Origin of the sequence: Neiella holothuriorum (genome assembly GCF_019457915.1) — a bacterium.
Taxonomy (GTDB): Bacteria; Pseudomonadota; Gammaproteobacteria; order Enterobacterales; family Neiellaceae; genus Neiella; species Neiella holothuriorum.
Genome location: NZ_JAHZSS010000002.1, coordinates 175,294 through 187,484, shown reverse-complemented (window position 1 = coordinate 187,484; position 12,191 = coordinate 175,294). Strand labels below are relative to the sequence as shown.

9 protein-coding genes are annotated in these 12,191 nt (G+C 50.2%); 2 read left to right on the top strand and 7 right to left on the bottom strand.

Annotated elements, in window-relative coordinates:
* Positions 1 to 9 precede the first annotated feature (9 nt).
* Complete coding sequence (locus tag K0504_RS02625; protein ID WP_220102598.1) at positions 10 to 870, top strand: hypothetical protein; 861 nt, start codon at positions 10 to 12, stop codon at positions 868 to 870.
* An 87-nt stretch (positions 871 to 957) separates the two neighbouring features.
* Here K0504_RS02625 and ilvA read toward each other — a convergent pair whose 3' ends face one another.
* The 5 genes from ilvA to ilvG form a co-directional block, all read right to left on the bottom strand.
* Positions 958 to 2,511: a threonine ammonia-lyase, biosynthetic gene (gene ilvA, locus K0504_RS02620; protein WP_220102597.1), complete on the bottom strand. Its 1,554-nt coding sequence runs from the start codon at positions 2,509 to 2,511 to the stop codon at positions 958 to 960.
* 170 nt (positions 2,512 to 2,681) lie between these two features.
* The gene (gene ilvD, locus K0504_RS02615; protein ID WP_220102596.1) at positions 2,682 to 4,526 is read right to left on the bottom strand and encodes a dihydroxy-acid dehydratase; all 1,845 of its coding nucleotides are present in this window, start codon (positions 4,524 to 4,526) and stop codon (positions 2,682 to 2,684) included.
* Positions 4,527 to 4,601: 75 nt separating this feature from the next.
* Complete coding sequence (locus tag K0504_RS02610; protein WP_220102595.1) at positions 4,602 to 5,528, bottom strand: branched-chain amino acid transaminase; 927 nt, start codon at positions 5,526 to 5,528, stop codon at positions 4,602 to 4,604.
* A gap of 14 nt (positions 5,529 to 5,542) precedes the next feature.
* Complete coding sequence (gene ilvM / locus K0504_RS02605) at positions 5,543 to 5,818, bottom strand: acetolactate synthase 2 small subunit (protein ID WP_220102594.1); 276 nt, start codon at positions 5,816 to 5,818, stop codon at positions 5,543 to 5,545.
* Positions 5,815 to 7,485: an acetolactate synthase 2 catalytic subunit gene (gene ilvG / locus K0504_RS02600; RefSeq protein ID WP_220102593.1), complete on the bottom strand. Its 1,671-nt coding sequence runs from the start codon at positions 7,483 to 7,485 to the stop codon at positions 5,815 to 5,817. The genes ilvM and ilvG overlap by 4 nt, the downstream gene beginning before the upstream one ends.
* A 581-nt stretch (positions 7,486 to 8,066) precedes the next feature.
* Here ilvG and K0504_RS02595 point away from each other — a divergent pair.
* Positions 8,067 to 8,591, top strand: coding sequence for a hypothetical protein (locus tag K0504_RS02595; RefSeq protein ID WP_220102592.1), 525 nt, complete (start codon positions 8,067 to 8,069; stop codon positions 8,589 to 8,591).
* 26 nt (positions 8,592 to 8,617) lie between these two features.
* Here the strand turns inward: K0504_RS02595 and K0504_RS02590 are convergent, their stop codons facing one another.
* Positions 8,618 to 9,727 (bottom strand): C15 family peptidase, encoded by a 1,110-nt coding sequence (locus K0504_RS02590; protein WP_220102591.1) that lies wholly within the window; start codon positions 9,725 to 9,727, stop codon positions 8,618 to 8,620.
* Between the two features lie 86 nt (positions 9,728 to 9,813).
* Entirely contained in the window at positions 9,814 to 11,973 is a 2,160-nt protein-coding gene (locus tag K0504_RS02585; protein WP_220102590.1) for a S46 family peptidase, read from the bottom strand.
* Between the last annotated feature and the right edge of the window lie 218 nt (positions 11,974 to 12,191).

Here is a 12,191-nt window from a genome sequence, read left to right as displayed (position 1 = left end):
GGATGCGCTATGAAGTGGCTTGCGGACAATGCCCGCTTTACCTTGCTGTACAAACATTTGGCCAGTCGAGCTGACGACTCGCCAACCGCAATACCAAGCCCCTGGGAAACTCAACTTGAGACAGAGCTGGGGCAAATTACGCAAAGTCCTTGGCGCAAGCTGTCTGGGCGTCAAAAAATGCTCGCGTTAAGCGCCAATCTCCCCGATTTTGGTAAAAATGGACTGCAACCACGTCACTGGTTCAAAGCACTACGTTTTATGCAACGAAGTCCGGCTCGCTTTGGCCATGTAGTGATTCTGGCGATCCTTTTGTTGGGCATCACGGTGATCCATACCGACTATTTACTACTTGAAGTCAGTCGTCAGTTTCAACATGAAAACCAACCCATGCCTTTGGTCAGCAGTTGGTTAATGAAGCACGGCATGCTGGTTGCCTACGGCATCATGGCGCTAGTGCTGCTGTTCAGTTTGAATGTCAAGCTCCAGTACCGCTCATTGGTCAGCGGCTTTGAGCAACTCAACCCCCGATCTCGCTGGCTAGGCCATGCCAGTTTTTTGCACCTAAATATTGCTATCACGCTGTTTTTACTGACCAAATTAACTCTGAAACAACTGGAAAACTATTGGGAACAAAATGCCTACAAGCGAATGAAAGCTGTTATTCAACCTCATCAGTTATCGTTTATGGGGCAAGATCTGGATTGCGCAGAGTTGCTCCTGCACCAGCACATCGAAAATGCCATGCATGCCAGTAGTCGACGTCAAAAAGTATTTGCCTATATGAGTTACCTCATGATGGCCGCTTGGCTATGCACGCTTATGTTTGGTATATCACAGGCTTTTTTAGATTGGGGCAAATTGGGGATTTGACGTTCCTTTTAAATCTGTCACGCCAATTTAAGTAAACCACATAAAAAAGCGCACAATGAGTGCGCTCCGATAAAGTATCTCGTAGGGCTACTTCAAGAATGCCTGATAAGCTGGGTTATCGGTTTCATCGTGCCACTCATATCCTACCTGGTCGAGGAACTGATGGAATGATGCTTCATCGGCATCGGGCACTTCAAAGCCGGCAAACACGCGACCGTAGGCAGCACCATGGTTACGATAGTGAAATAGGGTAATGTTCCACTGCTCGCCTAAGGTATTGAGGAACTTGAGCAATGCTCCCGGATGCTCAGGAAACTCAAATCCGAGCAGTTTTTCTGGCACATTGCGATGAGGATGCCCGCCGACCATGTAGCGAATGTGCAACTTTGCTAATTCATTATTGGTTAAGTCGATGGTGGCATAGCCTTGCGAGTCCAGATCTGCGATAAGCGTTTGCCGAGCGGCTTCATCATCGACTTTCACACCAACAAAAATGTTGGCGCTTTGGTTATCGGCAAAACGATAATTAAATTCTGTAATGCCTCGACCCGATAAGGTTTCGCAAAACTGGCGGAAGCTACCTTTGCGCTCAGGGATTGTCACGGCCAACACCGCTTCTTTACCTTCGCCCAACTCAGTGCGTTCAGACACGTAACGCAAGGTATGGAAGTTGAGATTGGCGCCACTCAAAATGGCTGCCATTTGCTGCTCTGCAACATCATGTTGCTGGGCATATTTTTTCAGGCCTGCAAGTGACAATGCTCCTGCTGGCTCCGCAATGGCGCGCATGTCGTCAAACACGTCTTTAATCGCAGCGCAGATCTCATCCGTAGACACAGTGATCACGTCATCTAAATGTTGGTAGCAAACACGGAAGGTTTCCGCGCCAATGCGTTTCACCGCAACGCCGTCAGCAAACAAACCAACGCTGTCTAAATCTGAAGGCTTACCGTGCTTCCAAGCTTCGGCTAGACAAGCGGAGTCTTCAGCTTCTACACCAATCAGCGTGATGTCCGGGCGCAATTGCTTGAGATAAACAGCAACACCGGCCGCCAAACCGCCGCCGCCCACGGGCAAAAACACCACATCAAGCTGCTGTGATTGCTGCAACATTTCCATGCCACACGTGCCTTGGCCGGCAATCACATCACAGTCATCAAACGGCGGGATCAGGGTCATGCCTTCTTCGGCAGACAAGCGGCGAGACTCTGCACTGGCAACATCGAAGTTGTCACCATACTGGACCACGTTGCCACCTAATTGGCGCACCGAATCAACTTTAATATCGGGCGTCGTCGTTGGCATCACAATGGTGGCATCGATTCCCAGCTTAGCAGCAGACATCGCCACGCCCTGAGCATGATTACCGGCTGACGCTGCCACAACGCCCCGAGCTTTTTGCTCTTCGCTTAAGCTAAGCAGCTTGTTATAAGCGCCACGCAATTTAAACGAATGGACCGGCTGCAAATCTTCACGTTTGAGTAGTACCTCACAACCTAAGCGGGTAGAGAGCTTTTTCATGTGCTGCAGCGGTGTGACTTCGGCTAGGTCATAAATCGGCGCCAGCAAAATCTTCCGCAGGTATTCTGCGTCAGTAGGTTGCTCGGGCTGAAGATCAACGACGTGCTGCTGTTGGGACATGATAATTCTCTCAGGTTACTCAGGGGTTGAAGCTGGGGTGTTGCCACCACTCGCTAGCGGCAAACGGTGCGCCGTTCGCACTACATTAAAAATGTGCGAACGAGCGTAGCGTTTAAATAAAGCCAGCATTCATGTCGAACAAAGCGGCATGAATGGTGAGTGCGCTTGCCTTAGAGCTTACTCAAATCGCGCACTGCGCCTTTGTCGGCGCTGGTTGCCAGCATCGCATAGGCTTTCAGCGCGGCGCTGACTTTACGTTCACGGCCAATCGGTTTCCACGGCGTATCGCTTGCTTCCATTGCCGCGCGGCGTGACGCCAATTCGTCATCAGAAACATCTAGCTCGATGGTGCGACTCGGAATATCAATGGCAATCACATCGCCAGTTTCAACCAAGCCAATAATGCCGCCAGATGCTGCTTCTGGGCTGACGTGACCAATCGAGAGGCCTGACGTACCACCAGAGAAACGACCATCGGTCAGCAGGGCACATTTCTTACCCAGGCCCATCGACTTGAGATAGCTCGTTGGGTACAGCATTTCTTGCATACCCGGGCCACCTTTTGGCCCTTCGTAGCGGATCACTACGACTTCACCAGCTTTCACTTCACCGCCAAGAATGCCTGCTACGGCATCGTCCTGCGATTCATAAACACGCGCCGGGCCTTTGTGCAGCAAGTTTTCTTCTTCAACACCGGCAGTTTTTACAATGCAGCCATTCTCAGCAATGTTGCCGGAAAGAACTGCCAGCCCACCTTCTTTCGAAAATGCATTTTCGAGCGAACGAATACAGCCTTCAGCACGGTCATCATCGAGCGTGTCCCAGCGACAATCTTGCGAGAACGCTTTGGTAGTGCGAATACCAGCTGGGCCAGCTCGGAACATGGTTTTCACGTCTTCATTATCCGTCACCATGATGTCGTATTCGGTGAGTGTTTGAATCATGGTCTGACCCAACACGTTTTTGACATCAGTGTTCAGCAAACGGGCGCGCGCTAGCTCGCCTAAAATGCCAATCACGCCACCGGCACGGTGCACATCTTCCATGTGGTATTTGTTGGTGGATGGTGCCACTTTACACAGTTGCGGAACCTTGCGACTCATGGCGTCAATATCATCCATGGTGAAGTCGACTTCGGCTTCTTGCGCCGCCGCAATTAAGTGCAGCACAGTGTTTGAGGAGCCCCCCATGGCGATATCCAACGCCACAGCATTTTCAAAGGCAGCACGGCTGGCAATTGAGCGTGGCAACGCCATTTCATCGTCTTGCTGGTAGTAACGCTTACACAATTCAACGATGCGCTCACCGGCTTTTAAGAACAACTGTTCACGATCGGCGTGAGTCGCTAGCAAGGAGCCATTACCCGGCTGCGATAAACCCAACGCTTCGGTCAAACAGTTCATCGAATTGGCGGTAAACATGCCAGAGCATGAACCACAAGTTGGACACGCCGAGCGCTCCACTTGTTCAGTTTGTTCATCAGAGATCGTGGGATCGGCAGCTTGTACCATGGCATCGACCAAATCGAGTTTGATGATTTGATCCGACAGCTTGGTTTTACCGGCTTCCATCGGGCCGCCAGATACGAAAATCACCGGAATATTCAGGCGCAATGACGCCATCAACATACCTGGGGTGATCTTGTCGCAGTTGGAAATACACACCATGGCATCGGCACAGTGAGCGTTCACCATGTATTCAACTGAGTCTGCAATCAGCTCACGCGAAGGCAATGAATAGAGCATACCGCCATGACCCATGGCAATGCCATCATCTACCGCGATGGTGTTGAATTCTTTGGCAACACCGCCGGCTTCTTCAATGGCACCAGCAACCAATTGCCCCATATCCTTCAGGTGCACATGGCCTGGTACGAATTGGGTAAATGAATTCACTACCGCAACAATTGGCTTGCCAAAGTCTTCTTCTTTGGTGCCAGTAGCGCGCCACAAAGCGCGGGCACCGGCCATGTTACGGCCTTCGGTTGTTGTTGCTGAACGCAATGGTTTAGGCATACGTCCTCCAAATCTCGTCTTATTCTGAACAACAGACCCGGCAAGTGCCGGGTCTGAAAATTAGCTTGCTGATGATTACGCGTTAACGTAATCCAACCAGCCCCACTTATCTTCGGTTTCACCACTGAATAGGCCGAAGTACATTTTTTGTATTTGTTCGGTGATTGGCCCGCGTTTGCCTTCGCCTACCTGAATACCATCAACAGAACGAATCGGCACAACTTCCGCCGCAGTACCACACATGAAGATTTCATCTGCCAAGTACAGTGCTTCGCGCGCTATTGACTCTTCACGCACTTCGTAACCAAGTTCACGGGCAAGAATGGTTAACGTGTCGCGAGTGATTCCAGGCAAGATGCCGGCCGTGGTTGGCGGCGTGTACAGCACGTTATTGCGAACAATAAAGATGTTCTCACCAGAGCCTTCAGAGATCTGGCCGTGAATATCCAAAGCAATACCTTCGGCGTAGCCATGACGGCCAGCTTCACCGGCAATCAACTGCGATGACAAGTAATTACCACCAGCTTTTGCACCAGTCGGCATGGTATTGGCGGCAAGACGATTCCAGCTAGAAACGCCCACATCAACGCCAGCTTCGAGGCTACCTTCGCCCAAGTAACTGCCCCACTCAAACGCCGCAATAACCACATCGGCTTTGGCGTCAGGGTTGGCACGTAGGCCTAATCCAATATCACCTAAGAAGGCAGCAGGGCGGATGTAGGCGTTTTTCAGATCGTTTCGGCGGATAAGCTCACGGGTTGACTCCATGATCTCGTCAGCACTGTGATTAATGTTGATACGGTAAATTTTGGCCGAATCAAACAGGCGCTTAGTGTGCTCTGGGTGGCGGAATACAGCAGGCCCTTTTGGCGTGTTGTAAGCGCGCACGCCTTCAAAGACTGACGACCCATAATGAATAGCGTGACTCAGAACGTGTACCTGGGCATTTTCCCAAGGCATGATCTCACCGTTGAACCAGATAAATTCAGCTTTTGCAGCCATGTTCAATACTTCCTTTAAGCACTAATACGTAGTGGATTCGTTTCAGCAGACGTAATTTCAACAGAGGAAACGTCCACCAGTTTAGAGAGTTGGTTTTGCAGCAGAACCACGGGTTTGTCGCTAGCAACTGTCACCGACAAAGCAATGCGTTCGTCCTCCTGACTCGATTCGACGGCCATTCTACACAACCGATAGCCCCGATGGCGAATCACACGTAGCAATCGTTCAACAGTGGCTGGGCGGTCTTGCGCTTCAATACTAATGGTGTGTTGCTGCGCTTGGCTGATCATTCTGCTGTCTCCATCATTTGTTGGTTGGCGGCACCAGGAGGAACCAGTGGCCATACATTCTCTTCAGCATCAATTCGCACATGCAGCAAGTAGCTGCCTGTGCTGTTGACTAAATCCGACAGTCCTTGCTCGATTTCGTCATCGCGAGTAATGGTGCGGCCGGCAATGCCAAAGGCACTGGCCAGAGTCACAAACTCCGGGTTGTCCGACAAAATAGTTTCGCTAAAGCGACCTTCAAAGAACAACTGCTGCCATTGGCGCACCATGCCAAGACGTTCGTTATCGAGTAACAAGATCTTGACCGGCAATCCATAACGGCGAATCGTGCCGAGCTCCTGCACGTTCATCATAAAAGAACCGTCGCCGGTGACATTCACCACACATGCATTGGGGCGCGAATACTGCGCACCGATAGCGGCGGGCAAACCAAATCCCATGGTGCCTAAGCCGCCAGAGCTTAAGTGGTTATAAGGTTGGGTAAATGACATATGCTGCGCCACCCACATCTGATGCTGGCCCACATCACAAGCCACCACGGAGTCTTCTGGCAGCTGATCAGACAGTTGTTTGAGTAACTTGGGCGCATAAATGCTTTCGCCGGGCTTGTCATAGCGCCACTGATGATTGGTTTTCTCGGTGACAGCACGCTGCTGCCAGGCCGTTAAGTCAGCGCCCGATTGCTCCGCCAGTTTTTCGCCAAGGCGCTTCAGCCCATCGGTCAGATCGCCCAACAAACCAACATGGGCGTGCCGTAATTTGCCAATCTCGCAGTGATCGATATCGAAATGGACAACGCTCGCATTCGGCGCAAAGGTATCGAGCTTACCGGTCACCCGATCATCAAAACGAGCTCCGGCAACAATCAATAAATCGCTCTCTTGCACCATGAGGTTGGCCGCTTTGGTTCCATGCATCCCCACCATACCCAGATGAAGATCGCGGCTGTCTTCGAGAGTGCCGATCCCCTTTAACGTCACAATACTGGGTATGCCGGCTTGGTCCGCAAAGTTACGTAGTTCGGCAACCGCTGCAGGGCCAGCCATACCCACACCGCCGCCAACATAAAGTATCGGCTGCGTGGCATTGCGAATAAGCTCTACGGCTTGCTCAAGCGCCACCTCTTCTATGAGCTCGGCAGGCTCCGCTTCGGCCGAAGCTGGGCCGCCGAGTAACGAGGCCACTTGAATGTCTTTTGGAATATCAACCAAGACGGGTCCAGGGCGGCCGCTCTTGGCAAGTACAAAGGCTTCTTCCAATGTCGCTTGTAGCTCGCTGGCATCTTCAACCAAGAATGAATGCTTGGTAACACTCAATGACAAGCCGAGTACATCCACTTCCTGAAATGCATCGGTACCAATCAACGGGCTGGCAACTTGGCCAGTAATAGCCACCACAGGTACCGAATCGAGCATGGCATCAGCTAGCCCAGTAATTAGGTTTGTAGCACCAGGGCCCGATGTAGCAAGGCAAACACCAACATCATTGCAGGCACGGGCAAAGCCGACTGCAGCTAATGCAGCGCCTTGCTCATTGCGACATAGGATATGGTCAACATCACCGCGATGAATTGCATCATACACGGGCATAATGGCTCCGCCGGGGTAACCAAATATGGTTTTCACCCCAAGATTGGCCAGTGTTTGAACCACTAAATCTGCGCCTGTCATCTTGTTGTTCCTTGCAGTTTCAATTCCCGCGCGACTCGGCTCGGAAAAAGAAAAACCCCCGAGCTTTGCAGCGCGGGGGTTTGTCATTCAGCTTGATGTCGTAAGCTAACGAGTCCCCCGCGCGCTGGTAATCACCACCACGACAATGCGAATTAGCACTAGAGACATTAGTTTACGAGTCATCATTCAATTCTTATCGGCTCAAAGCCTTCACTATTAACGCGCTGCACAGGTGTAATCTGTGATTTACAACGCTTGCATTGGTTAATTCAAACACAGGCTTGCCTTTGGTGCAAATTTTTTGTTGGCAAATTTAATTGTGACCTTTGTCTATTTGACGAATGAGAATTAATTACCAAACTTGATGAACCGAATATCAAACGAGAACCGCTCGTCAGCCCTTGTTACACCTGCATTGTTAACCGGCTGTTAATAAAGATCTTTTATTGTTAAACCGTGAAAAAGAATGATGTTGATCATGTTGGTGACTTAACCATCGCTTAGGGTTGGCCGTAATTTTATTCGCTGTATTGAGTGCCAATATCGAGGTGCTCCGATCGGCCAAGAAGGGAGAGCATCACGTGAGTCAGTTTGCATTAATCCAAGTTGGTTATATTGGCCTGTTCGCGTTCATGTTGCTGGTCGGAGGGCGGGTGGCACTCGCTTATATCAAAGCAGATAAGCCACCAGAGAACAGTGCCTTGCTGGTTGCCATGCTATTTGGTCTTGCTATTACCGCGGCTGCGAGCGGTTATGTGATTGTTGATCGCGCGGTAACGCACAATCAAACCATCGCCAAAACAGCCCACACCATTCAGCAAGAGCTTGAGCGTGCCCGCGACGAGCGCAATGACGTGATTCAAACCCTTCACAAAGCGCGCGAGCAGGCCTTGTTCGCGAGTAGCTACGCGGGCAACTCTATTGATCAGCAAAATACCCAATACCAGCGAGCGCAACAGCTCACCGAGATGATTGAGTTAGAGGAAGTTCGTTACCAATCAGAATTACAGCGCATTTCCGAAGCGTTTGCTGCTGGCACCGACAACAACGAACACACCTTAGCGCAATTAAAAGATGTACCGCGTGTCTCAACCAACGGCATTTAATGGCGCCAGCTAGGTGTGCTCAGCAACTACAGTTCGGTAGCCGCTTTTTCTAGCATGGCTGTTATCTGATCAACAATGGCCTGTTCTTGCTGCTTGTCGTAGCCTGCAATCCGTGGCGTGTGAATATGCCCCACAGCGATATTGGCATTGAACAAATCTCGCATTCGAACCGTTCGGTAACTAATTTCATTGGACAGGTAGCCTCCGCCGCCGCCCTGCACCGCCACATGTTCAGATAATTGCGCCAAACTCGATGCATCGAACGTTCCGCTTAGGGTTTCTACTTCACGGTTATCGTTTATCTGATATGGCCCTTGCGCTTGTTGCATGGCAGCGACGGGTAGTGAAAACTCTACAAATTCAGGCCCAACCATTGCCCCATGATGCAGCGGTGGCAACAACGGGGTGTCATTGGAAGCGCCGGTAAAAACATTTAAATTATCAGGTGCTTTTGCGCTCCGGCGCTTACCTGGGAAACGCTCTAAATCAAAATCTTTTCGACCCATTGACACAGTTACCAGCATGTCGATTCGGCGCTGTTGTAAATAGGGCTGAACTAACGTTTCAATCATGCCTTGATCGAAGTCGGCAAACCGCACTGGAATCAGCACCGTTTCAATGTGGAGAACGCCATTAGGCGTGACCAGTTGTTTACCATCCAGTTGCAACGCCGCTAACCCCGAGGGGTTGCTTTGAGCAATGTTTCGATCAAGAAAAAACGGATCAAATCCGGTGAGCAACACACGTTTACCCACATCTGAAATTTGAACTTGTTCAATCCCTCGGCTGACTTGTTCAAACTGATCGAGCAATACGTTCTTGTCTGGCTCGGCCAATGGGAGCTGGCGAATTTTCTGTTTGGCAGCAAGACGGAACCAATACAAGGGGCGATCGTCAGCTTGCTGCAACGCCACTTGTTTGCCAATTTCCCAGCCTGCAGCCGCAATTTGAATTAATTCTTCATCACTGATCCCAGCCTTGATTTGACTAAGCTGAGCGGAAAATGGCGCAAGCACTGTTGGCATCGCGGCCACAGCGCGATCAACGCGTCCCTCTTCAACATCGGCTAAAGCCGAAGTCGATAACAACAAACTGCTCATACAGAGGGTGAGGCCAGTGGCCCAGGATTTGATCATCGTCAGTACGTCCTATGAAAAAATCATCAATAAACAATGCGAAAACAAAAAGCGCGCCCAAAGGCGCGCTCATGATGGTCAGTCGCTTAATAAGCGATGCTCATTTCATCGAGCAAATTATCTGCGCCATCAAGGTGTTTCATCGCCCATAACATGTAACGCGTATCAACATGAATTGAACGGTTGCGGGTTTCATCAAAGTCCCAGTCACCAATAATGGAATCCGTGGTGCCATCGAACAACAGACCAATCAACTCACCTTTACTGTTAAAGGTTGGCGAGCCAGAGTTACCGCCTGTGGTATCGACTGTCGATAGGTAGTTCACCGGTACCGATTGCAACTGACTATCAACAAACTTGCCATAGTCTCTATCTTTGATGAGTTGCAACTGCTTGGTTGGCGCATTAAATGGCCATATCCCCGTTTCTTTCTCAACAATGCCTTCCACTTTGGTAAACGGCGTGTAGTACATGCCATCACGTGGCTCCACACCTTTTACTGAGCCGTAAGAAATGCGCAGACTTGAGTTAGCATCGGCGTAAATTGGCTTACCTTGCTCTTTGGCGTAAGCGATCAATGCTTGCATGTAGCGAGGGCGCCATTTTTGCAATTCACCACTGTGGGCTTTTTCTTCTTTTTCCATCGCCATATTGGTTTCATACATGGCTTTAGCGAAGTCCAACATGGCATCGTCGGTTTTCTCTAAGGTTGCCAAATCGGCATCCATCCAAGCCAAACGAGTGGCTTCATCACCCACTTTGGTACTGCTGTACATGGCGTCTAACTTGGCCATTACCGCTTTCTCGTTCCAGCCACCGGCTAAGTCAAAATAGGTGTCTAACGCGGCAACACGCTGAGATTTTGGTAATTCGGCATACACTTTAAGCATGTAAGCGAAGATCGCTTTATCAACCTCGGCATCATAACGACGGCTCAAACGCTTCAGGCCTTCGCCAAACCGTGTCATATCGCGTTCTTGATAGCCTGGTTCGCGGGTAGCGTCTGGCTTTTCTTGCTCATGGGCAAGGCGTAGCAAGCGCTGAGCATAATAAGGCGCAGAGGCATAACGCATGTAACCCAAGACAGTGTCGCGCTCAGACATGGCTTGTGAATCTTCAACCAGCTCCGCAAGAGCGGCAACTGACTCACCATAGTTTGCCTGACGCTTCTTGCTAGCTTTCATCCAGCCACTCAATTCTGCTTCGAGTGTTTCTTTACGTTGCTGAAAGTCGCTTTTGGCATAAATGTCGATCATCGACTGGTAGTTCTTGGCGTAGTTATCCAAGCCTGCCAAAGTGCTTTCATAGCGAATACGCGCATCGGAGCCTTCCGGTGCTGTGGTTTTGATGATGTCCATCAAATCTTCGCGCAGCGCTTTCGCTTGTGGGTAGAACTTATTGAAGGTGTGCTTTACTTCATCGGCGGTACGATAGCGATTGGTGCGGCCTGGGTAGCCTGCCACCATCACAAAATCATCCTCATCCAAATCTTTGGCGGATACGGTTAAGTGACTAATCGGCTCGTAAGGCACGTTATCTTTGCTGTAGTCGGCTGGCTTACCATCTTTGCCAACATAGGCTCGGTAGAACGAGTAATCACCGGTGTGACGTGGCCACATCCAGTTATCAATGCTGCCACCAAACTTACCTACCGACAGCGCTGGCGCATGCACTAAACGCACATCGCGAATGGCCAACTTCTTCACCAAATAGTATTCCAAACCATGGTGGAAGCTCTGTACGCTACAATGATAGCCCTCGGCTTCTTCACACTGAGCAACCAGTGCTTTGCGGTTGTCTTCAATTTGCTGATAGCGCGCGGCTCCTTCGGTGTTGGCTGCAATGTCGCCAACTACATCATCGGTAACATTGGTGACCGACTCAGTAATGTAAACCCGCGATCCCGGTGCTGCAGGTAATTCTTCGCTGTAGTTTTTTGCCAAAAATCCATCTTGTAAGTAGTTGGCTTCCGGCGTTGAATTGAATTGAATTGAACCGTAAGCACAGTGGTGATTGGTGACCACCAAGCCTTTTGGCGAAATAAATGATGCCGTGCAGCCACCTAAGCTGATCACTGCATTCATTGGGAATTTATCGAGGCTGCTTAAACTGTTGGGGTCTAACTCTAAGCCTTTGGCTTGCAATTGCGCCGCTATTTGCGGCATTTGATGCGGCTGCCACATTCCTTCGTCAGCTTGTGCTGCCAAAGCGGCCATTGCACTTGCTGCAATCAGTAAACGTTTCATATAGATATAGTTCTCTTGACGGTCGGTAGTTTTATATTGTTGTTGTATTACGCACGTGGACAATAGCGGTCGGAAATCGCCGCCACGGCAAACCGAAATAGTGCCATCGGTTATGCTTGCTTGCCAAACTAGAAACAAGGTTTTATGTAAATAAACGTTAACCACTTTTGCTGTAGCGCAAGCTTTCAGCAACTGATTCGCAAATTGGCCAAGCCGCA

Coding starts and splice junctions, on each gene's coding strand:
- K0504_RS02610 (WP_220102595.1), bottom strand. CDS start 5,528: ATGGCTGCAAAAGCTGAATTTATCTGGTTCAACGGTGAGATCATGCCT.
- ilvD (WP_220102596.1), bottom strand. CDS start 4,526: ATGCCTAAACCATTGCGTTCAGCAACAACAACCGAAGGCCGTAACATG.
- ilvM (WP_220102594.1), bottom strand. CDS start 5,818: ATGATCAGCCAAGCGCAGCAACACACCATTAGTATTGAAGCGCAAGAC.
- K0504_RS02590 (WP_220102591.1), bottom strand. CDS start 9,727: ATGATCAAATCCTGGGCCACTGGCCTCACCCTCTGTATGAGCAGTTTG.
- ilvA (WP_220102597.1), bottom strand. CDS start 2,511: ATGTCCCAACAGCAGCACGTCGTTGATCTTCAGCCCGAGCAACCTACT.
- K0504_RS02625 (WP_220102598.1), top strand. CDS start 10: ATGAAGTGGCTTGCGGACAATGCCCGCTTTACCTTGCTGTACAAACAT.
- ilvG (WP_220102593.1), bottom strand. CDS start 7,485: ATGACAGGCGCAGATTTAGTGGTTCAAACACTGGCCAATCTTGGGGTG.
- K0504_RS02585 (WP_220102590.1), bottom strand. CDS start 11,973: ATGAAACGTTTACTGATTGCAGCAAGTGCAATGGCCGCTTTGGCAGCA.